At 47.8% G+C, this 21391-nt stretch carries 16 protein-coding genes and 3 pseudogenes; 10 read left to right on the top strand and 9 right to left on the bottom strand.

The window, feature by feature from the left end:
- Nucleotides 1–413: 413 nt before the first annotated feature.
- Nucleotides 414–581: pseudogene (locus DXZ20_RS37710) on the bottom strand (Uma2 family endonuclease); the annotation flags it as partial.
- A gap of 96 nt (nucleotides 582–677) precedes the next feature.
- Here DXZ20_RS37710 and DXZ20_RS23095 point away from each other — a divergent pair.
- From DXZ20_RS23095 to DXZ20_RS23065, 7 genes and pseudogenes are all read left to right on the top strand, one after another.
- A pseudogene (locus tag DXZ20_RS23095) lies at nucleotides 678–1606 on the top strand (IS1595 family transposase).
- Between the two features lie 163 nt (nucleotides 1607–1769).
- A complete protein-coding gene (locus DXZ20_RS23090; RefSeq protein ID WP_163671665.1) occupies nucleotides 1770–1970 on the top strand; it encodes a hypothetical protein in 201 nt (66 codons plus the stop codon).
- On the top strand, nucleotides 1961–2386 hold the full coding sequence (locus DXZ20_RS23085; protein ID WP_163701097.1) for a type II toxin-antitoxin system VapC family toxin: 426 nt from the start codon (nucleotides 1961–1963) through the stop codon (nucleotides 2384–2386). The genes DXZ20_RS23090 and DXZ20_RS23085 overlap by 10 nt, the downstream gene beginning before the upstream one ends.
- Nucleotides 2387–2618: 232 nt before the next feature.
- Nucleotides 2619–3173: an AAA family ATPase gene (locus DXZ20_RS23080; protein ID WP_163701094.1), complete on the top strand. Its 555-nt coding sequence runs from the start codon at nucleotides 2619–2621 to the stop codon at nucleotides 3171–3173.
- 205 nt (nucleotides 3174–3378) lie between these two features.
- Nucleotides 3379–4008 carry a LysE family translocator gene (locus DXZ20_RS23075; RefSeq protein WP_163664617.1) on the top strand — a complete coding sequence of 210 codons (630 nt, stop codon included), beginning with the start codon at nucleotides 3379–3381 and terminating at the stop codon, nucleotides 4006–4008.
- A gap of 2 nt (nucleotides 4009–4010) precedes the next feature.
- Nucleotides 4011–5414 (top strand): sensor histidine kinase, encoded by a 1404-nt coding sequence (locus DXZ20_RS23070; RefSeq protein ID WP_163701092.1) that lies wholly within the window; start codon nucleotides 4011–4013, stop codon nucleotides 5412–5414.
- Nucleotides 5415–5472: 58 nt separating this feature from the next.
- Nucleotides 5473–6888, top strand: a complete 1416-nt coding sequence (locus DXZ20_RS23065) for a tetratricopeptide repeat protein (RefSeq protein ID WP_163701089.1) — start codon at nucleotides 5473–5475, stop codon at nucleotides 6886–6888.
- Nucleotides 6889–7187: 299 nt separating this feature from the next.
- Here the strand turns inward: DXZ20_RS23065 and rbp are convergent, their stop codons facing one another.
- Nucleotides 7188–7481 carry an RNA-binding regulator gene (gene rbp, locus DXZ20_RS23060; protein ID WP_163664623.1) on the bottom strand — a complete coding sequence of 98 codons (294 nt, stop codon included), beginning with the start codon at nucleotides 7479–7481 and terminating at the stop codon, nucleotides 7188–7190.
- 993 nt (nucleotides 7482–8474) lie between these two features.
- Here rbp and DXZ20_RS23055 point away from each other — a divergent pair.
- Nucleotides 8475–9530, top strand: coding sequence for an MBL fold metallo-hydrolase (locus DXZ20_RS23055; RefSeq protein WP_163701086.1), 1056 nt, complete (start codon nucleotides 8475–8477; stop codon nucleotides 9528–9530).
- A gap of 180 nt (nucleotides 9531–9710) precedes the next feature.
- Here DXZ20_RS23055 and DXZ20_RS23050 read toward each other — a convergent pair whose 3' ends face one another.
- Both DXZ20_RS23050 and DXZ20_RS23045 read right to left on the bottom strand, forming a co-directional pair.
- Nucleotides 9711–12527 (bottom strand): WD40 domain-containing protein, encoded by a 2817-nt coding sequence (locus DXZ20_RS23050; protein WP_163701082.1) that lies wholly within the window; start codon nucleotides 12525–12527, stop codon nucleotides 9711–9713.
- A 111-nt stretch (nucleotides 12528–12638) separates the two neighbouring features.
- Nucleotides 12639–14636: a C1 family peptidase gene (locus DXZ20_RS23045; RefSeq protein ID WP_163701079.1), complete on the bottom strand. Its 1998-nt coding sequence runs from the start codon at nucleotides 14634–14636 to the stop codon at nucleotides 12639–12641.
- 677 nt (nucleotides 14637–15313) lie between these two features.
- Between DXZ20_RS23045 and DXZ20_RS23040 the strand changes: the two genes are divergently transcribed.
- Nucleotides 15314–16546 carry an aminotransferase class V-fold PLP-dependent enzyme gene (locus tag DXZ20_RS23040; RefSeq protein WP_250564945.1) on the top strand — a complete coding sequence of 411 codons (1233 nt, stop codon included), beginning with the start codon at nucleotides 15314–15316 and terminating at the stop codon, nucleotides 16544–16546.
- A gap of 290 nt (nucleotides 16547–16836) precedes the next feature.
- Here DXZ20_RS23040 and DXZ20_RS23035 read toward each other — a convergent pair.
- The 5 genes and pseudogenes from DXZ20_RS23035 to DXZ20_RS23015 all read right to left on the bottom strand — a co-directional run bounded on the left by DXZ20_RS23035 (nucleotide 16837) and on the right by DXZ20_RS23015 (nucleotide 21040).
- Nucleotides 16837–17243, bottom strand: a pseudogene (locus DXZ20_RS23035) (2-oxoglutarate and iron-dependent oxygenase domain-containing protein).
- 55 nt (nucleotides 17244–17298) lie between these two features.
- Entirely contained in the window at nucleotides 17299–18093 is a 795-nt protein-coding gene (locus tag DXZ20_RS23030; protein WP_163664632.1) for an ADP-ribosylglycohydrolase family protein, read from the bottom strand.
- A gap of 101 nt (nucleotides 18094–18194) precedes the next feature.
- Nucleotides 18195–19169 (bottom strand): glutathione S-transferase family protein, encoded by a 975-nt coding sequence (locus DXZ20_RS23025; RefSeq protein ID WP_163664634.1) that lies wholly within the window; start codon nucleotides 19167–19169, stop codon nucleotides 18195–18197.
- Nucleotides 19170–19330: 161 nt separating this feature from the next.
- Nucleotides 19331–20125, bottom strand: coding sequence for a phosphoribosylaminoimidazolesuccinocarboxamide synthase (locus DXZ20_RS23020; protein WP_163701074.1), 795 nt, complete (start codon nucleotides 20123–20125; stop codon nucleotides 19331–19333).
- A 228-nt stretch (nucleotides 20126–20353) separates the two neighbouring features.
- Nucleotides 20354–21040 carry a type 1 glutamine amidotransferase domain-containing protein gene (locus DXZ20_RS23015; RefSeq protein WP_163701071.1) on the bottom strand — a complete coding sequence of 229 codons (687 nt, stop codon included), beginning with the start codon at nucleotides 21038–21040 and terminating at the stop codon, nucleotides 20354–20356.
- Nucleotides 21041–21288: 248 nt separating this feature from the next.
- On the opposite strand from DXZ20_RS23015, the gene DXZ20_RS23010 reads away from it, so the two are divergent.
- Nucleotides 21289–21391: helix-turn-helix domain-containing protein (locus DXZ20_RS23010; RefSeq protein WP_163703591.1), on the top strand; the 103-nt coding region annotated here is incomplete at its 3' end.

The following is a 21391-nucleotide window of genomic DNA, read 5'->3' as shown; positions in this document are numbered from 1 at the left end:
AATAGAGAGCTTTTCAAGCCTATTGCCCAGGCTAAGGTAGTGTAACCCTAAGTAGGGCTTGCTGAATAAATCGGAATCGAATCTAGATAAGGCTTTCAGCCTCAAAAGGCTCAGTTAGGTGCAAGGTTAAATAACAGAATTTTACGGAAAATCAATGGTTTCAGCGATTTCGACCTTGCACTAGCTTTTTGAAAAATCGGTCAAATTCCTTGCTGTTAGAGCACTGATTACTTTTTCAGCAAGCCCTAAGTAGCCTCAAGCCATACATTGAGTAAATCAAAGCGTCGTCTCAAACTCAGTGAAGACGAGATCCGTGCCGTGTACCAACAGGGAGAGGATGCGGTCGTTAGCTTGGTAACGCAACTGTTAGAACGGCTTGATGCGGTGAAATCCCGTTTTGAGGCATTAGAGAAACGATGGCGAGTTGTACTAATCCGCCTGGGTTCACCCGATTGCCATTTAGGAATATTGTCACCCTTATGCAGTACCAAATCTGGAGCGCAAGCCTGAGTCTCTGGTTTCTCAAGCAAACAACGCTCATAGGACTGAAACACCTCATCAGGATGCAAGAAAGCCCAGATAAAAGAAAAGGCTCAATAGCTGTTTTGGGGAGGTTGATAAACTCAAGCTAAGCAGGGTAGTGTCAGGGAATCCCGTCCACGGTCATCTCCCCTATTATGCTAACGCTATCCAAGTTAATCGATGAGAATAAATGCTACGAGACAGTACGTACGATGCGTTGGTCCGAGGGTATTTTCTGTATTGAGTGTGGCTCGAAAAACATTACCAAATGAGGGAAGCATGAAACCTATGCGGCTCGCCAGCGGTATGTCTGTAGCGACTGTGGTCGCCACTTTGATGATTTGACCGACACCCTCTTTGAGGGGCGTCATCAACCGTTACAAACCTGGATAGTGTGCTTGTATTTGATGGGCCTCAATGTCTCCAATCAACAAATTGCCAAAGAGTTGAGTCTGCATAAAGATGATGTGCATCAGATGACGAGTGAATTACGCAAAGCGATAGCCGATAAGCGCCCAGAAGTGCAGTTATCGGGGACAGTGGAGTTTGATGAAGTCTATGTGACCGCAGGACACAAAGGGCAACCCGAGCAGGTTAAAAAAAAGGGCGCAAGGGTCGCAGGCGTAAACTCAAGGGGCTTCGGGGGCGCGGTACGCTCGAAACGGAGAAACCGCCAATCTTCGGGATGATTCAACGGGGAGGGGAGGTGGTGATTAAAATGCTCGCGAATGTTCAACAACAAACCATTAAGCCGATTATTCAGTCGATGGTTAAGCCTGGAACCCTCATCTACACTGACGAGTATGATATCTATGCTCGCTTGGAGACCTGGGGATATACTCATAAGAGTGTTTGTCACAGTGCTGGAGAATATGCCCGAGATGACGATGGAGATGGATTCTGTGAAGTCCATGTCAATACCATGGAAGGCTTCTGGTCATTATTGCGTTCATGGTTGAGACCTCATCGAGGCATCTCGCAAGAAAAATTGCCGATCTATTTGGGGTTCTTTGAATTTGTGCATAATGCCAGAAAAAGAGGGAAAGCCTGGCTGGGTAGTCTATTAGGCACGTTGCTGGGCTAACTCCCTGAATCCCCTATTGAGCCAAAGAAAATTGCCGTTACTAAGTCACTAAACGAAGCATCATTTGGTATCAAAGCTATTGGCGATTGCTAAGATGATGCGTCATGATAGGCAAAGCCCAAGTCAAGTCACCTTACTAGACCTTAGAGGAGTAAGCCTGATGATATTGATCCAAAAAATCATCCACGAACTGCAAGTTATTCCTGAGGAAAAGTTGGTCGAACTTTACGACTTGATTCATTACTTTCGATTAGGGTTAGCAAAAGAACATCCTCAGCCTCGTACACCTGGGCTATTAACCGGTCAGCTGGATGATACCTTCTTCGAGCCTCTACCCGAAGAGGAGCTTCAAAGATGGGAATGAGCTATCTTCTCGATACACATATCCTATTGTGGTGGCTTTTTGATGATCCCAAGCTGAATGCTGACTGTCGGGATATTATTCGAAATCCGGAGCATCGCATTTTGGTAAGCAGTGCATCTGCTTGGGAAATTGCTACCAAATATCGCATTGGTAAACTTCCTGAGGCCAAAGAGCTGGTTGAGAATTATCCGCAGATTTTGCACAAAGCAAGGTTGATCGAATTAGCGATTACGGCTACCCATGCTCTTAGAGCTGGAAATTTGCCGATTGCCCATCGTGATCCTTTCGACCGTATGCTTATGGCTCAAGCGGAACTTGAGCAATTGCCAATCATTACCTATGACAATGCTTTTCAAACTGGACTCATTCAGTTAATTCCCGAACCAGAGTCAGAGTCAGAATCAGAAGATGAATAAGACCGAAACTCATACCGTGCTAATCCGATGATGGCAACATACTTTCATCAGTATTTTCCAAGCCTATTACGACTATCCAATTCTCTAATCATTGTTTAGAGAAACTAGGTTGTTATCCTTTCTCTCTGATGAAATGCGGAAAATGTGTCTGAATTGATTATATTTGGCGTAAATTAACTGAATTCTGTTGTAGAAGTAAATCCTGTGCAACATTGGTTAGGGTGTAGGCGCTATGCAAACAGGTTTTTCTGGTCAGCGAATTGTAGTGGTGGGTACGTCCGGCTCAGGCAAAACAACATTGGCGCGTGAGGTGTCGCAGAGATTACAAATTCCTCATTTAGAGCTAGATGCCTTGTATTGGGAGCCAAACTGGGGAGAACCACCAGACGATATATTTCGCCAACGGGTATCAGATGCACTGATGGGCAATTGCTGGATTATTGATGGCAATTATGGCCAGGTGCGCGATATTGTATGGGGACGAGCCGATACGGTTGTATTGTTAGATTATCCATTTGGCTTGGTGTGGCGACGATTGTGGCGACGCACCGTACGACGGGCATTTCAGCAAGAAGAATTGTGGAACGGTAACCGCGAAACGATTCGGCAGTCTTTTTTTAGCCGGGAGTCCATTTTGTTATGGATGTTGCAAACCTATTTTAAACGCCGTAAACAATATCCTCAGTTGTTGAAGCAACCCGAGTATAAACATTTGAAGGTGGTACATCTGCAATCTCAGTTCCAAACCGATAACTGGTTAGCCACGCTTGGTGATGTGAAGGCTTAGGGGACTGCACAAAAATAAAGACCCAGGTTGGGGCTGTAGATGGGTGGATGAGTGATGGGGGATTATTTAAGCGTAAGCGCCTTAGATCAGTGTTAAACCCGCTAAAATAGCCGCAGGAACTTGAAAGTCATTTTTTTATCGAAAGAGTTAAAAGAATACAAATTAACGTTAGATAGTCTATTGGCCCCATCACTAAGTGTTTCCCATGCCTGATTTTGCTACCTTTTCATTGTTTCTCAGTGCTGCCATTGTGCTGGCGATTACTCCTGGTCCCGGTATTTTGTATGTGATGACCCGCAGTCTCAGGGGTGGTCGCATTGAGGGGATTGCTTCAGCAATCGGCACCTCAGTGGGGGGAATGTTTCATGTGGTAGCAGCGGCCTTAGGGATTTCGATTGTGCTAGCAGCGTCAGCGTTTGCGTTTAATTTGGTGAAATACCTGGGCGCAGCATACCTGATTTATCTTGGCGTCAAGACGATTCTGAGCCGAGATCACCACATAGGGATGGCAAATGTTCGTAGCACAGGGTATAAACGGGCATTTTTTCAAGGGGTGACTGTCGAAGTTCTGAACCCTAAGACAGCGCTCTTCTTTTTGGCGTTTATTCCTCAGTTTATTAATCCAGACGGTGTTGTGTTTGCTCAATTTCTGTTGCTGGGTTCCACATCTGTTGCCCTCAATACTAGTGTTGATTTTCTTGTTATTGCCCTAGCCGGCCCCATTGGTCAGTGGTTGAAGTCCAGTCCGAGGCTGAGGAGAGGACAGCGCTATGCGACGGGAACAGGGCTGATTGCGCTGGGTAGCTATGTGGCGTTAACTGGTGAGGGAGAATAACGATGCTCTGTGTTGATTCTCTGTTGCAGATGAAACCGTTTCAAACATTGCCTCGGGAGCGGTTGGATTGGATTTGCGATCGCGCCGAACACATCCATCTCTCTGCCGGTGAAGTCCTGGTTAAAGAAGGCGATCGCCCCCGAGGATTCTTTATTCAGCTAAGTGGTCAGACTACCATCAGCCGTAAAAGTAATGGTGTCGATATGCCCCTTGGTCGCCATGTAAGCCCATCCTTTTTTGGAGAGATTCAAGTACTCACAGAAGATCTGGTGCCGGTAACCCTGACAGCAGACACAGATGTTGACCTCTATCGTCTACAGTGTGCCGACTTTTTAGACGTTATCCACAGTTGCCGAGAATTTGAACGCGATATCTTTCGCACCGTTGGCAAACGATTACGGGGCTTAGAATCATTTATCCAGGGCCGCGAAAAAATGGCTGCATTGGGCACCCTGTCAGCTGGGTTAGCCCATGAACTCAATAACCCAGCCGCCGCTCTTGTGCGAGCACTTAAAGATCTGCAACCTGCCATGTTGGAGTTGCAGCGGATGAACCTGGTATATGGTCAACAGCAAGTTGAGGATGACCATACTGAGGAATGGGAAGCCATTCGCGATCGCGGGTTTGCTGCCATTGCCCATCCCGATAATGACCCCTTAGCCCAGGCTGATCGAGAAGATGCCTTAACGGACTGGCTAGACGATTATGGCGTAGAAGATGCGTGGAAGCTGGTAGAACCCTTAGCAGCTGGTCATGTTGACCCTGCTAAGCTAGAAGACTTAATGGCGCGTTGGCGCGATGACCCAACTGAACTGCGAGATATGGGACTACGCTGGCTAGCCTTATCCTTTGACGTCATGGGAATGATTCAGAACGGTTTAGACGGTGCCGAACGGATTTCTACCCTGGTTCAATCGATGAAGTCCTATTCCTACATGGATCGAGCGGCCCAGCAACAGATTAATGTCCATGACGGCATTGAAGATACCCTACGGTTGTTTGCCTTTAAACTGAAACACGGCATTACAGTGGAGCGCAAATATGATCAGACGCTTCCCGAGATTACGGCCTTTGGTAGTGAGCTAAACCAGGTATGGACTAACCTGATCGACAATGCCATTGATGCTCTCTGTGAGAGCGACTCAGGAGTACCGCCAAAGATAACGATTCGAACCTGTGAGAAAAATAACTGCCTTAGAGTAGAAGTCGAGGATAATGGTCCGGGGATTCCAGAAGAGATTAAAAACCGATTAACGGAACCATTTTTTACCACCAAACCCATGGGCAAAGGTTCTGGTCTGGGATTAGATGTGGTCCGTAGGATTGTTGAAAATCGCCATGAAGGTAGCCTGATGATTGAGTCTATGCCAGGATGTACCTGTTTTATTGTGCTGCTCCCACTTTAAGGGAACTGTATATCTGTAGGAACATCAATTATTCCGATACTGTAGACGGAATCTAGGCATGGCCCAGATATTACCCAAATCATTGCACAGCAGCCATACTCCTCCTGTGCAAGTGGCATTGCAAGCCTATACTCAGGAGCTAGCGCGACTGGCGAAAACCTCTGACACTATAGCGAAGCAGCAAGTTTTGCGATTACTGTTGATCCGAGATGCCCTGGAGAGCAAACTCCAGGCAACTGGCTCTATTATTCAGCAGGCAAATACGTTAGCTCGTCTCAGTGATTTGGATAATCAGCTCCAGCTGCTAGCTCCAGCTTTGCTTAAAGATGGCAAACTGGCTGACTGTCGTCGTAGTCGACAACCTGATGAAACTGCTTGGTGGTGGTGGTTAGAGCCCTATGTATCCGAAGAAAAGCGTCATAGATTAGATCACTTTGACTGGCTGTGGAATTTTTTGAGTGCTAGTTGTTTGGTGATTTCAGCGTCATTCTTAACCATTACAGCACAGGCATTTTCGGTTGTCGGTGGGTTTGATTTGATCCAGGCCTTGAGTACGTTGTCCCAAGCGACAGGGCTGGTGGTAATTGCCAGTGGTACCTTAACCCACCGTGGTCGCAGGTTAGTCAAAAACACTCTCAAAAAAATTAATATTCCCACCTATTTTCACTCGGAAGCAACGCTGGTAGTTTCTATTTTGTTATTGTTGGCGTCCTATGGGGTGTATAACTCTCTGCCTCAGTTTTCTAATTACTATTATCACCAGGGGCTTAGGGCTCAAAATGCTGGTAATCTCTATGTGGCAGTTGAGTACTATAAAGAGGCCATTGCATTTAATCCAGATGCTACAGAGCCCCATAATCACCTGGCAGAAGTGTATCAGAATTTAGAGAAATTTCAAGAAGCCCAAGCCGAATATCAGGATGGTTTGCTGAAAGGAGATCTGGTTGCCCTTAATGGCATGGGTACTTTGAGTTTAGCTGCCGCTGAAAACGAGCAATCTACTGAGTTTGGAGAACTTAGTGGTTTATTTGATGCAGAAGTTCTGTTTCGTATCGGGTTAAATCAGTTGGAGGATATGGACGAGCTAGATGACAGAAAGCTGTTTCTAAAGGCATCAATGCATCGAAACTTAGGCATTACCCTTATGAAACGAGGGAAATCTGAGGATGTTTCTGACGTAGAACAGCAGGCATTACTTACAGAAGCTCATCAGCACTTTCAAGCATCAATCAATATTGAGAAAATGGTCGTGAATGAAGGCACGTATCCAGGTCAGGGGGTGGCTTATTGCTATATTGCTACCCTGGATGAACAAAATGAGCGTTTGAGTAGTGCTGCGGATAACTGGCAGAACTGTCAACAGAATGCCTATCCCGCATCGTTGGAGCAGTACGAAGATATTTTACGACTAGGCACTGGGGCTATTGGTTTGCAGTTGAACACGAAGCACATTCTTGAATCTAATTTAAATTAGACTTGCATAAAATGGGAGACTTGAGGTGGGGGTGAAAGGTGTAGACCATTTTTCTACCGTTGCCCCTGACAGTTGACGTAACTGTGGTTTATCTGCGACCAAGGTAAAAGCAATGTGAGCCATGGCCCTGGCTGCAAAGTCTAATCAGTTGAATGAGACGATATTGAGCGAGTTGGACCATTATGTGGCCTTAGGCCGACACCCCTGTGGTCTAAAGTGAGCCAATAAAAAGCGAGTGATTCCTAGAACCACCCGCGAATAACACTAACAAAATCTCGATTTAGTTAGCAGTTAAAAGTCTAGAAAGAGTTGCGACGATAGCCACCACCACCACCACTACCTGCAGATGCAGTACGAGGCTTGGCTTCGTTGACTCTCATCACACGACCCATCCACTCAGCACCATCTAGTGCTTCGATGGCTTTGGCTTCATCTTCTTTAGCCGCCATTTCTACAAACGCAAAGCCGCGAGGACGACCCGATTCACGATCCATGGGTAAACTGACTCGGTTTACACGACCGTATTCATTGAAAACGTCTTCGATATCTTCACGAGTGACATCGTAGGACAAATTGCCCACATAAATAGACATAAGGAAATCCCCTTAATTGAAAAACATGTAGCGAGTTAAACGGAGATATTCCTGTTACTGAAATTGAGACTGCAACAAAACTGATTTCTCTGCCGAAAACTTACCGTACACTATCGTAGCATTTGACTTTAGGATTTGGGAACCCTATGGTGATAGCTTTTTTAGTTAATAGGGTGGAGTTTTAGCTTATTACTTTACTATTTCCGAAATTTAGACCTTTATTGGATTGGCGTAGTGGTGTGTTGCATCTACTAGATCAAGTCAATTCATAGCTCTAAACACACCTAATTCTTGGGCTTCCGTATATTTGCGATTACACGCTGAATCAGGCGTTATACATAGCTATTATTCTATAGGTCAAAAAAAATACGAAAAACTGCATAATTAATCTGGAGTATGAAAAAATCATGGATGTACGAGCGTCTTGATTCGATATCTATTCGTTCCATAGCGATACGGTTTGAGACTGTGTTAAGCCAATTTTGCCAGGTGAGTGAACTCCTAGAGATATGTTTTAGATGACTATCTCTAAGAGTTCAACTTTAGGGTTCGAAAGTTGCTATTACGTCACTTTTAGCTATTACGTCGCTTTTGGCTATTACGTCGCTTTTGGCTATTACGTCGCTTTTAGCTATTACGCTGCCTTTAATGGGTACTTACTCTGGTCCGCTAGCTTGCGAGAACAGAGACTTCCTTTGTCTGCATTGTTGTTCTAAGGGACTGGAAACATCATTGGTGCAAACGTTCTTAATGATTGGAGATCGCTTCGTTGCCGAAACCATAGGATGGCAAGTCATTAATACATCAGGTATCAATCACGTCAGATATCAAACAGTTCTCTGAGGATTCCTCTATTGGTGCTGCAAAGCGCGATAGTCTTAGGTGGATTAAAATAGCCAGGAAACTTGAAAATCGCGCCCAATGAGTTTAGAAAATGGCTGAATTTGCCGCCAAAATCAACTCGCCTCTGGAACCCAATAAATAGGAGCAAATATGAGAGAACAACACTGGTATGGTGCTCTATTAAGAGGACTAACACACTATCTTTCTCGCAGGTTTCGTCGCTGGCAGTTACTGGTGCTAGCGACAGGGATAACCCTTGGCCTGGTGATCTTGGGGCACGACGCGATCGCACAAACTGATCCGGTTGAGACGACACTTGAAACCGGCCCGACCAATGCCGCCGTCTATCACTTCAAAGTGGGTGACCTTAACGCCATGGTGGTAAGTGATGGTACCCTCTCCTTTCCCGCCAGTTTCTTTGTCCCCAATGCCGACCCCAGTGCCGTAACAGCGGTGCTGACAGAACATTTTCTCTCAACAGAAGATGTGTTTGCCCACGTCAATGCCCTGTACATTGAAACTGACGACCATAAAGTGCTGATTGATACGGGTGCAGGCAATGCCTTTGGGCCTACCGCTGGTCATCTGTTGGAAAATCTAGAAGCGGCAGGCATTGCTGCCACAGATATTGACACTGTTATTTTGACCCACGCTCACCCGGACCACATTGGCGGTATTTTAGACACCGATGGTCAGTTACGTTTGCCCAATGCCTGGTTCTACATCTCCCAGGCAGAATCTGAGTTTTGGATGGCGGACACCGTGGAGATGCCTAAGTCGCTATTGGACGAAGAAACACGCACCGGACTCATTGCTGCGGCTAAGGGGAACCTGACGGCAATTCGCGATCGCACCACCCTATTTGCCATGGGCGATGAGGTCATTCCCCATATCCAGGCGATTGATTCTGCCGGGCACACCCCAGGACAAGCGTCATTCCTCATTACCTCTGGTGAAGATAGTCTGCTCTCCACAGGAGATGTGTTCTTTAGCGATCCTCTCAACCTGGAAAACCCGGACTGGGAAGTTGTCTTTGATGATGATCCTGCACAGGGCGTGATGGCCCGTCGTGAGCTACTTGAAACGACTACAGCTGAGCGTCAACTGTTGTTGGTGCCCCATATGCCCTTTCCAGGGTTGGGGCACGTGAGAACCCAGGGGAATGCCTATGGTTGGGAACCTGTTGTCTGGCGGTTTACAGCTTAGCTTACTCCTAAATTTATGGAGATTGGGGTGCAGATCTTCTGTAGAGGTGTGTACCCCATTTCTTGTATTTCCAAGAGGGATTCCAGCAGGGTTGAGCGGCAGGGGTCGCGATTTTGTGGCAGTTATCCATGATCAAGCTGCCTTATACGAAATAATGAATCGCGACCACTCACCATCAGACTACCCGTCGCTACAGATGCCCTGCTGGGCAATTTCACTCTCGGGATGATTGGTGAGATAGTCCTGGAGCCAGTCACAGCCAACTGCCATGGCCCGATTGAGATCTAGAACGCTGAGGTCCCAGCTGATTAGGGCATCGTCATAGCTGGCTGAGATCAAGGAGAGGCCGTCCTGGAAAAACTTCACATCAAGGACAGCGTCTTGGTGGCCTGACCAGGATGCGATCGCATCTCCGGATCGCTGCCAGAGGCGAATGGTTTTGTCAGCACTGGCGGAGGCCAGGAGCTGGCCGTCGGGACTAAACTCCACTCCGTAGACTTCTCCTGCATGGCCCTCCAGGATTTGTAGATTCCCTGAACCCACTGTCCAAAGACCCACCTTGTTGTCACTGGCGGCAAAGGCCAGCAAATCTCCGGTAGGGCTATAGTCAAACTGGTATACGCTGGCGGGGTAGTCAATTTGTTCAACCTTCTCGTAGGTCTGCGTATTCCAGATCTGGAGGCCGCCTTCTCCGGCGACGGTCATATGCTGGCCGTCGGGACTGAAACCCACATTAAAGACCGAGTCGCCATAGGCCAGAGTGTGTTTTACCGTGCCATCTAGCCCCAGCAGATAAACTGTTCCATCATCTGTGGCGGCGGCAATGGTCTGATTCTCAGTGTCAAAGGCCACACTAACAACCCATTGACCATAGCGGCCCAGGCTGCGGAGGAGCTGACCTTCAGAGTCCCACAGCTCCACTAGGCCAGTGTTTGTGTCATCGTCGCTGCCGCCGCTGACAATATATTGACCGTTGGGGCTGACGCTAGCGTGATAGACAGTGTCGATCTCTCCTTGCAACACATGACTCTTTCCCTCCTGGTTCCAGATCCGGAGGTTGCCATCGGCGCTAGTGGACACCCACTGCCCCGGACCCGGACCAAGGGATACGCTGTAGACATCGCCTTGATGGCCCAAGTATTGCTGGGTCAGCGGTAGATCCAAGGCCCAGAAACGCACAACGCTATCGCGACCGGCGGACAGCAAGCTGCTACTGTCGGGGGTGAAGGCAAAGGTCTGGATCGCTCCCCGGTGCTGCCGTAGAGTTCTTACCAGGGTCTGATCCTGGCTATGCCATAGCTTGACGGTGCGATCGCGGCTGGCGGTGGCAATCCACCTGCTGTCAGGGCTAAAGGCTACGGCGTTGATTCTGTCGTCGTGGGCTACGAATTTTGTGATCAGAGTCCCATCTTGCTGCCACAGGTGGACAGTGCCATCGTCGCCAGCGCTAGCCAGGGTTGTGCCATCGGGGCTAAAGGCCACATCCATCACCCAGCTCCCATGACCTGCTAAGAACTTTAAAAACTTACCGTCGGACTGCCACAGCCCCACGGTGCCATCATCACTGGCAGAGGCCAGCAGTTGCCCGTCGGGGCTAAAGGCCATTTTATTTACAATATCCTGGTGACCCGTCAGTTCCATGCTGGTCTGATTAGCCAGGTTCCACAGCCGGGCGGTACCGTCGTCACTGGCCGATGCCAGGGCGTTGCCGTCGGGGCTAAAGGCCAGGCCAACCACAAAATCTTGGTGTCCTTCCAGGGTGTATAGGGGGTCTCCCTCGGCGGTCCACAAGCGCACCAGGCTGTCTTCCCCGACGGAGGCCATCATTTGCCCGTCAGGGCTATAGCGCACGTAGTTGATCGCTGCACCACCATGGGCGTCGGTCAGGGTCTGGCGCAGCTGCCCCGATGACTCCCAATATTTGATATCTCCATCCCGGCTAGCGGAGACGATCGTGCCATCGGTAGGATGTATTGCAAGACCGTATATCCAGTCGTTATGACCTTCGAGGCGGTTATATTCCTGGGTTTGATAGAGTGCCGTTACCATAGCGGTCCGCACCGACGCCAACAGATCTGGCTGCTTCAGCCAGTGGGCCTGCTGCTGCCGATGGCCCGCCTGGATGGCCTGATTTAGGCCATCCAGGGGATAGCCTTGAGCCAGGGTGGCGGCAGAGGCGGTGGTGAGGGCCGCAATTTCTCGGGTGACAGCGGTGCGTCGCCTCATCTCCCCGACAGTGGCGAAAAGACCAACCAGCAGCAGTAGGCTGGAAATTACCATCAAGGCCAGACGTTGCTGCCGCAGGGTTTGCTTTTGTTGCTGAGTTTCTGCTTGACGACTGGCAAGCAAATAGTTCCGCTGCTGCTCCGTCAGAGAAGAGCTTTGCTGAGCTGGGGACAGCGCCCACTGCTCGAAGAACGCTAGGTTTTTGCCCCTCAGCAACAGACTGGTATCCTGTTGGTGATGCAACCATTCATCGGTCTTAGTGAGCAGGCGGGTGTGGACACGGACAGCATCGAGATCTTTGCTGAGAGAATCGCACAGGTCGGTAAAAGCGGACTCGAATTGGTCGGGTTCTTTGTCAGGATCTGGAAAAAAGACCCAGTTAACGTTTGCGATCTTATGATTCACTGTCTGAGGCTCAACCGTTTGGTAGAGAATCGGCACTAAACGTTTGTTGTGGGCAATGGCACAGTCCACTTCATTAGTGCATTCTGCTGATGCCACAGAATCAGGGCTCATGATGTACAAAAAATTGTCTGCTGCAACAATCCCCTGACGAATTTCTTCTCGCCATTGAGACAGTAGGGGAATCTCTTCCCAATCTACCCATAGCTTGTAACCGACGGAGCGGAGCCGCTCCACCAGTTGTTGCACAAAGGCCTTGTTGCGTCTGGAGTAGGAAACAAAGAGATCGTACTGGCTGCGAGGGCTCTCTTGAACAGTATCAGGTGACGCGTCAGGTGACGCGTCAGATGACGTAGGTGAAAAATCCATTGGGAACACTGGGTAGATGGTAGTTAGGTGTAATCGTCTGGGAAGCACCAGGCTGGGGCTCTAGTAAACGGGCTCTAGCAAACAGAACGTGGGACACCACTGGCGCAAAGCCTACTTGTCCTTTTTCGTTTTAATCGGTGTCGTTAAACGAGTATCAAGACCGTAGTTGCTCACCTCTACCCACTTGGTGGTCAGCAGCGTCCACCAGTGGGTGGCCAGTCCCTGGAGCACATAATCATAGGACAGCCAGCCATAACCTTGCTTGCCCCAGTCAGTTCCCCAGGAGTTTTGAATCAAAAAGGCCCGGCGATCGTCGTCGTAGCCTATCGCCAAAGCCGCATGGCCCGTCACCTGGCTGTTGTTAGGGTCGTGAATTTGCTGCTTGAGGGCGCTGATTTTCTCTGAATCTATCGGACAGACAATATTACCCCCGTTAGTATATGTTTTGCCGTAGGGCTGATCGTAGGTTGCATCGTGGATAAAGCCAAAGACAGCAGGAAAGCCCGAGGCTAGAATCACTTTAATTTGAGACAGGATGATTTGAGCACATTCCAAGGTTGGCTCATTGGGGGACCCAGGATTCTCTGTTATGGGATCCAATCGGAAATATTTAAGTGCCTGATAACTTTGGGCAAAGGCGTAACAGAAGGGGCTGGGCTCTAGATCAAAATCTGGAGAGCTAGAAGTATAGGGCCAGTAGCGCTCTTGGGGAATCCCAAATAGCTGTAGTGCTTTAAAGGTTTGCCGCAGGGAAGCGCCGATATCGGTAAAGTCGGTCATAAATTCGGCGATTTTTTCATCGTCAATGTACTTCTGCAGCTGTGCGGTGGACGTAAACGCGACCTCCATGTCTGCCTTAAGCTGTTGCAAGAGAGCCTGCTGCTTTGCCTCGGAGACAGCCTGGCCGGTCTCGGTTTTGAGGTATCGACCATATCGTTTCACTGCGTCAGCTCCTAGTTCCCCAGCCCCCAACCGACGAGCAACCTTATATAAAAAGCGAGCGGAGAGATGGCTTGGGGTAAAGGTACCATCTGCTGATGAGCCCTGGGCGTAGCGATTTTGGAAATATTCCACCAGGGATGCAATGGCGCTGCTGGTACAGGCATTCAGGCTCCCTTGGTCCTTGACTGGCGAACACCAGTAGGATAAATCCACGACCCGAGGCAGCTCTAGCAGGATGTCTTCGCCGTGGGTAATGCGATTCACCAGATGCCGAGTCAGGGGCAGTTGCAGTCTGATAGTCTTTGCCTCCCCAGTAACCGAGTCTGGATCAGTAGTAGGGAGCGGAAACTGACGAATTTTAAGCTTGTCCCCCGATGGTCTAGTGGGCGATATCAAATTTTTGAAGTTGGTGAGGTTGGCTATTAGCTCTGGCTGCTGCATCAGCTCCTTTAGCATTTTTGAATCTGTGAAGTTGGTGAAGTTGGCTATTAGCTCTGGCTGCTGCATCAGCTCCTGTAGTATTGGTGCATTGGAGAGCTTAGATATCAGCTCCGGTAGCAGGTGAAAAGCATCCTCAATCAGCTTTGAATAGGCTGCTTTTTCCTGTGCTGAAATAGGAGAAAGTTCCTGCAGAGCACCCTCAACCTGTGCCAGCAGCTCATGGTTAAATGCTACGCTCTTTGGCAGATTTGCTAGGCTGCTATCTAAAATCTTGGCGAGGTGCTGGCTGATTTCCGTGTCGATGGGGGGGGCGATGCGATCGCTATTGACCACATCTTTCTGGGCCTGGTAGTCATTCGGTATCACCAACTCAGCATCAAATAACTCTATGTCCGAATCAACATTAGCCAGAATCTGTTTAATGTTGTTTTGAAGATGCTTGATCGATGTGTTCAGCAGCTCATTCGAGCTAGCATCCTTTGTAAACCACTTTTTAAGGGATCTAAAAAATCTCGGGATGAGGTTTTCCTCAGATGGCTCCTGCTGAGTAGCCGCTAAAATTTCTTCATCATTCTGGGTAATTTCCTGCTTGGCCTTTTCCAGGAATCGAATAAACTGCTTGGTCACTTTTACACGGGTTAAAAGCGCCCTCACTTCTTGATTTTCTAGCTGGTAATCCTGGAGACTCTGCCCGTCAGTAATCCAGCCAGTTTTGCGATCGCCCATAGTACTCTTAGCACCCCTAATAGTGTTAGATACGATTGACTTTGCTCAAGTGCGAAAAAATCGTCAAAAAAGTCAGCAGTCAAGCTGCTACTTGGATCAGCCACCAACAGCTTGAGTGACCGTAGGTACCAATCTCTCCTTAAATTTGTAACTTCTTTGTAACTTCCTTGTAACTTCTTCTCCGAAACTACGGACTAATTTTTCGGACATAACTTAGTAAATTATCAAATTATTACCTGATTTCACGATCCGTTATGCTCAATCGCAGCAATTCTCAGTATGAGATCTTGGCATTGAAACTAGCCCCTAAAGCTCGGTTTTCTGAACGAAAAAATGGGCTTTCAATCCCTGGCTGATTTCAAAACAGCTCTGTCTATTGAGGGATAAAACAGTATTCATTGGTACCGTTCATCTGACAAAGTGGAGTGTGGTGGTTGCTCCATCTGTGGTCCACGCTGTTTTGGTGACTCGACATTGATGGCGACGAGTGGATTAGCCTCGCTATGGGACTATTACTGTTATTGCCTGATTGAGCAGACCATCGCCTAACAAATCTGTTGCCATAGAATAATGTAACGCTCTAGCATTGCCTGCACAAGGATTAACATCCCCCTGAGCGAGGCGAGATCATTATAAGCTAATGACTACCTACTGTTGCCTGAGATGAGGAGAGAACTTTGACGCAGTTAGATTCACAGTTTATTAGAAGTCAATTTCCTGCCTTTGCAGAACCGTCATTAGACGGATGGGGCTTTTTTGAAAATGCAGGCGGGTCCTATACATGCCGACAGGTAATTTCCCATCTAAACGACTACTATACACAGACCAAAGTTCAACCTTATTACAATTATCCAGCCGCACAAAAAGCTGGTGCGGCAATGGATGAAGCCTACCGTCAACTAGCTGCATACCTCAATGTTAGCGAAGATGACGTTCATTTTGGCCCATCTACTACCCAGAACCTCTATGTTTTGGCCCATGCCTTCCGGGAGATATGGCACGAGGGGGACGAAATCATCCTCTCTAATCAGGATCATGAGGCCAATGCCGGATTTTGGAGACGTCTTGAAAAAACAGGCATTGTGATTAAGGAATGGCGCATTGCCCCTGAGACAGGTAGGTTGAATCCGGATCATCTGGATACCCTGTTGTCCGATAGAACCAGACTGCTGGCATTTCCCCATTGTTCCAACGTCATTGGCCATACGAATCCGGTCGCAGAGATTGTCTCAAAGGTAAAGACTGCGGATATCTGTGTTGTTGTTGACGGGGTAGCCCATGCCCCCCATGGCCTACCGGACATTAGGGCTCTGGGGGTCGATATTTATCTGTTTTCCCTGTACAAGACATGGGGGCCACATCTCGGTCTCATGACTATTAAAAAAGAGATCATGGATAAATTACCCAACCAGGGACATTCCTTTAATGCACATAGTGCTCGGAAGAAGATGTTGCCAGCTGGTCCGGACCATGCCCAGATTGCTGCTGCTGTTGGTGTAGCCCAGTATCTGGATACAGTTTATGAGCATCATTTCTCTGAAGCTGTTAACCATGCAGAAAAGGGACGGCAGCTTAAGAAACTGTTCCAAGAGCATGAGAAAAGCTTGCTAAAACCTCTTCTGGAGTGGCTACGGCAGCGCGACGATATTTCCATTATCGGGCCAGATGATCCAGCGTTACGCGCGCCCACTGTATCTGTCGTACCCAAAAAGAAATCCATTGATGAGATATGTGCGGTACTAGCAGAAAAGAAACTGATGGTAGGGCAGGGAAATTTTTACAGCATGCGTCCGTTAGCGGAGATGAATATTCCCGTTGATACTGGAGTTTTGCGATTATCATTTCTCCATTACACAATCGAGGATGAGATTAGCCAATTGATTAACGGGCTTGCCGCTGCTTTGGATTAACACGATAAACCTCTCCATTTGCGCATGGGTTAGTCTAATCCGCCACTATCAATGCCAAAGCACATACCCGGCACATAGGATATGGCATCGGAAGCTAACCACTGGGGCGTTGCGCATGTCGACTTGTATGTAGGTGGCTTCGTCACCCATGGTGCGGCGGGAGAGGTTTGGTCTGGTTTTGGTGTTGGTTAGTTTTTTAAACGGGTGCTCCTGTAGGGGGGGATCTATCGGAACGATTGAATTGGCCTACAGCGCGCGCGCCCAGGCAAATGCTTGAACAGATATGCTTATTAGCGGTAGCTAAGCATATCTGAAAAAAATATTAATGGTCTGGCAAAAAAATGGTTGATCACTGGGCCAAAGATTGTGGACAAAAGTCTGTTCAGTGGAGTAGAGAGCTCTTTTCCAATATTAAAGGCTTCCTTAAGATCCGCTGGTTTGGTTTCATCGAGACGTTCTCGTTCGATGCCGATGTAGCCACGATTGCTATGGATGCTAGACCAGGCGAATTGCTGTTTTACGGTGAGGGGACGGTTAAAAAAAGCCGCGACTGATCAAAAGCTTGATCAATCGCGTATAAAGGAATGCCGTGGTTTTTTAGACATAGAAAACCCACACCGTGGCAGGCTCGAAAAATTGCTTGCGCGGTGTGCTGCTGACTTTTTGGAGTGCCGACAAGAAATTTGGAACAGTCGATTATCGGTATCTCTGTTTACTGAGGTTGAACGTTATCAGTGTTCATTACCCAAGGATTAAGCGGCCTGTACTTGTAACACCTCTCTTACAAATTCGGTCTGAAACTCGGTGATTAAATCTTGCTGACCTTCATCCAGTAAATCCCACACTAATGTCTGTAGTGATTTTGGCACCTTTGGATAAAAGGCCTCCGCAATACCACCAGCAATGGCGGCCAGGCTTTTAGCATCACCCCCGAGGGCAATGGCTTTGCGAACAGCATCTTCAAAGTCCTTGGAGTACAGGAATGCAGTAATAGCTGCTTCCACAGTGTCTGTTGCTAAGCAGCTGAACTGATAGCTTTGTTGCAACTCTTGGTAAGGTGTCTTAAAGCTATAACCAAAAATACTGGTTAACAGCTGTGAGATGGTCTCCTTTGGAGCCTTTTCTTTGGCTAGAAAGATAGCAGCAGCAGTTGCTTGGGCACCTTTAATGCCGTCAGGATGGTTGTGACTGACCATGGCAGAGCGCTCAGCTTCTTCCATAACCTCTTTAAGATTGTCAAATGCATAGGCGATGGGGGCCGCTCTCAGTGCGCCATCGTTACGACAACTGTAGTAAGGCTTTAGGCCATTTGTCTTAGCCCACTCACTAAAGCTGTTGTTGTACCCTCCCTTTACATCGGGATACCAACTATACCAACGTGTATAGCTTTCTTCGTATTCCCCGCCATAGAGCAAGTAGTCTGCAGTAGCCAGTGTAAAAACTGTGTTTTCTGTCCAGTGGCTATCTGGAGTAATCAGTTCAAAGTCTTGGATTTTGGTGCGTTGATGGGCAGAACCAAACGCATCTCCAAGAATGACTCCGAGCATATCTTAGTTAATTGATTTCCATCGACATTCGCCGCTTCCGCATTCTAACGTATATGTGTTCAAGTGGGATACTGTTACTGATTAAAACCTGAAAATATCCTTTACAACTTGCGTTTGTGAGGCTTCATAAAGTTGATTTCCGGACCTTTGGGAACAATGCTGGTTGGATTAATGGTTTCATGACTTTGGTAATAGTGGCGTTTAATATGTGAGAAATTTACCGTTTGTGCCACGCCAGGCATTTGATATAGCTCGCGCACATACCCCCAAAGGTTTGGATAATCCACAATCCGCCGCATGTTGCATTTGAAATGTCCGACATAGACTGGATCAAAGCGCACCAGCGTTGTAAACAATCGCCAGTCAGCTTCGGTAAGCTGATTACCGGTAAGATAGCGCTGATTAGTTAGAATCTCTTCCAGCCAATCAAGGGATTCAAACAGTGGTTTTAAGGCTTCTTCATAGGCTGTCTGGGTAGTGGCAAAGCCGCATTTATACACGCCATTATTGACGGTGTTATAAATACGTTCATTCAAGGTATCAATTTCTTTTCTGAGCGAATCAGGATAGAAATCTCCTGATTTAGCCCCAATTTGATCAAACGCACTGTTAAGCATGCGTATGATGTCTGACGATTCGTTGTTAACAATAGTTTGAGTTTGTTTATCCCATAGGATAGGTACGGTTACCCGCCCAGTATAGTTAGGGTCAGCATGGGTATAGATTTCATGTAAAACCTTAGCATTAAATAAAGAATCGGCAATGACGCCTTCTCCTGGTTCAAAGGTCCAACCATTGTTACCCATAAGCCAATGGACAACAGAGATCGATATGATCTCTTCTAGGCCTTTTAAGGTGTGAAAAATTAGGGTGCGGTGTGCCCAAGGGCAGGCGTAAGAGACATAAAGGTGATAGCGTCCAACTTCTGCCTTAAAGCCACCTGCTCCTCTGGGGCCAGGGGCACCATCAGGTGTAATCCAATTGCGGAATTGAGAGGCCTTACGAACAAAGCGTCCGCCGGTACTACTGGTATCGTACCATTGGTCTTGCCATATGCCATTGACTAATAGTCCCATCGCTATACGCTATTCTGGTAAAGTTCACTGTTTGAAATGTTGACAGTACTTTAGCTTCATAGCTAATAGGCTAAAGCACCCAACGCCTAACATCTGACAGCCAGGCAAAACGGGTATTTTATTTAGCGGTAAGTCCCTAAACACTCATGCTTAGCTTTTATCTAAAATCGTTTCTCTTCTAGCCAGGTTCCGTCGTTGCCTACAATCATATAACGGTAGTTTTGATCGGCAACTTGCCAATAGTCTTCTAGTAGAGCTGTGTCAAAATTCCCAGGGACATTAATTTCAAAATAGCCATTTTCTGGCACCCAGGCAATCCACCAGTCGCTGTTTTCATAGCCTATGGAGTTCCAGAAGTTAAGCCGGACTCTCTTTTCAGCCATGGCACCGATGGGGAAATTAACCTGTCGCCAGCTTGGTTGTCCCGCGTTGCGTAACAGGCTATCGGCTAGGTTATAGGGCTGGCTGCGACCCTGACTAAGATAAGCCCAGCTGTAGCGCTGCTTTTCGGTCAATAGGATAAACACAGTACAGCCGTCATACACTCCGCGTAGTAAACGGCCCTCATGGGTCATGACCTGGTAGGGAGACAGTCCCATTCCTGGTGCTTTCAGACGTTCTAAATAGTCTTCTTCGGTGAGGTAGTCTCGACTATCAAAGGAGAACAGTGTCTGAAGTACTTGCTGCTTTTGTTCTCCGTCGAGCGTATCAAAAGCTTCTGTTAGAAAGACCTGGCCGTTTTCAATACGTTCAAAAACACGGGCGTTACCCCATGGATAGCTGGTCTGGTTTTGTAGAAATTGGAAATGGGCGGTCATTGTAGGGCGATGCCACTCTACACTACCGACCCAATCGGGGCAGTTGGCCCAGGCTGGGGTTAGCTGAGTCAACCAGCTGATAACAATACCAGCGGTGATGCCAGAAAAGAATAACGTTTTGGATCTGAGGGATACCATCGCCTTTTCCAGATTGGTGAGGCTATTGTAGCCGCCCAATTTTGCCTTAATAGGTGCTAAGTGACACTTTTGCGATAAGAATCTTGATAAAAGTGGAAGGTGATGGAGGATAAGGAGAGTTCAAGGGGAAGAGGGAGTAAAGGGAGGCAGTTGTTTACTCTGTGCGATCGCATCCGACTTTCCATCAGCGTGATGCGATCGCACACCACTCAAAAACTTTTCCAAAGCCTACTTTAACGCCGCCAAAACAGCCTGAGCTGCTGGTTCAGACGAAGCTGGATTTTGACCCGTAATCAAGTTACCGTCCTGCTTAGCAAAAGCTCCCCAGTCTGGACCGGCTTCAAAGATTGCCCCCAACTCCCGCAGACGAGTTTCTAACAAGAAGGGAACAACCGTGTCTAATGCAACTGCCTTTTCTTCACTGTTGGAAAAGGCAGTGACTACTTTACCCTTGATCAACGGCTCACCCGCAGAGGTTTTCACATTCACCAATCCAGCAGGCGCATGACAGACAGCTGCAATGATTTTCTCTTCCTCATCAAAGGCTTCAATCAAATTGCTCAGGGTAGAACTGGTTGCAAAGTCCCACATGGTGCCGTGACCACCGGGCATAAAAATAGCGTCATAATCACCTGCATCAACCTGGTCAATAGCCAGGGTATTGGCTAATGCGATTTGGGCTGCACTATCTGCTATAAAACGCCTTGTATCGTCAGTTTGACTCTCTTCTAGGTGACTTTTTGGATCTAACGGAGCCTGGCCCCCCTGGATAGATGCAAGCGTAACAGTGGCATCAGCATCTAAAAAGGTGTAATAGGGACAGGCCAGTTCTTCTAGCCAGAACCCAGTGGCATGTCCGGTGTCACCTAGTTGGTCGTGGGATGTGAGAACAATCAGAATACGAGGATTAGCCATGGAACGTTGCTCCTAACGAATTTAGAAAATCTGAAAAATCTAGCACAAAGAAATTAATCCGAAAACCCTAAAGCACGCTAAACCAATGCTATTTTGCCTAACTGTCAATACCCGTCGGCATTGTCTTAAAAGTCAGTACTACAGCCCCAGTTGGGTCGAATCGGTCAACTATATGCTTATTGTTGCTCAGGCAATATAAAATCGAGTTTAGTTAAATGACCTTTGCTCAGCAGCAACAATATAGATCCATGGGCATTTGGGATGGTGTGTCAGAATTTGTGACCGTGGTGGATGCAGGCAGTTTCTCCGCTGCCGCAAAGCGGCTGGGCGTTTCCACATCCTATGTCAGTC

It is taken from the genome of Adonisia turfae CCMR0081, assembly GCF_011009555.1.
Lineage (GTDB): Bacteria > Cyanobacteriota > Cyanobacteriia > Phormidesmidales > Phormidesmidaceae > Leptothoe > Leptothoe turfae.
The sequence above is the reverse complement of the archived record's forward strand: the minus strand, read 5'-3'. Positions and strand labels throughout refer to the sequence as shown.

Excerpts from the sequence above, each read along its gene's own strand:
- DXZ20_RS23020 (WP_163701074.1), bottom strand. The coding sequence starts at position 20,125 with ATGGTATCCCTCAGATCCAAAACGTTATTCTTTTCTGGCATCACCGCT.
- DXZ20_RS23025 (WP_163664634.1), bottom strand. The coding sequence starts at position 19,169 with ATGGGACTATTAGTCAATGGCATATGGCAAGACCAATGGTACGATACC.
- DXZ20_RS23085 (WP_163701097.1), top strand. The coding sequence starts at position 1,961 with ATGGGAATGAGCTATCTTCTCGATACACATATCCTATTGTGGTGGCTT.
- DXZ20_RS23045 (WP_163701079.1), bottom strand. The coding sequence starts at position 14,636 with ATGGGCGATCGCAAAACTGGCTGGATTACTGACGGGCAGAGTCTCCAG.
- DXZ20_RS23015 (WP_163701071.1), bottom strand. The coding sequence starts at position 21,040 with ATGGCTAATCCTCGTATTCTGATTGTTCTCACATCCCACGACCAACTA.
- DXZ20_RS23050 (WP_163701082.1), bottom strand. The coding sequence starts at position 12,527 with ATGGATTTTTCACCTACGTCATCTGACGCGTCACCTGACGCGTCACCT.
- DXZ20_RS23030 (WP_163664632.1), bottom strand. The coding sequence starts at position 18,093 with ATGCTCGGAGTCATTCTTGGAGATGCGTTTGGTTCTGCCCATCAACGC.
- DXZ20_RS23075 (WP_163664617.1), top strand. The coding sequence starts at position 3,379 with ATGCCTGATTTTGCTACCTTTTCATTGTTTCTCAGTGCTGCCATTGTG.
- rbp (WP_163664623.1), bottom strand. The coding sequence starts at position 7,481 with ATGTCTATTTATGTGGGCAATTTGTCCTACGATGTCACTCGTGAAGAT.
- DXZ20_RS23080 (WP_163701094.1), top strand. The coding sequence starts at position 2,619 with ATGCAAACAGGTTTTTCTGGTCAGCGAATTGTAGTGGTGGGTACGTCC.
- DXZ20_RS23065 (WP_163701089.1), top strand. The coding sequence starts at position 5,473 with ATGGCCCAGATATTACCCAAATCATTGCACAGCAGCCATACTCCTCCT.
- DXZ20_RS23055 (WP_163701086.1), top strand. The coding sequence starts at position 8,475 with ATGAGAGAACAACACTGGTATGGTGCTCTATTAAGAGGACTAACACAC.
- DXZ20_RS23070 (WP_163701092.1), top strand. The coding sequence starts at position 4,011 with ATGCTCTGTGTTGATTCTCTGTTGCAGATGAAACCGTTTCAAACATTG.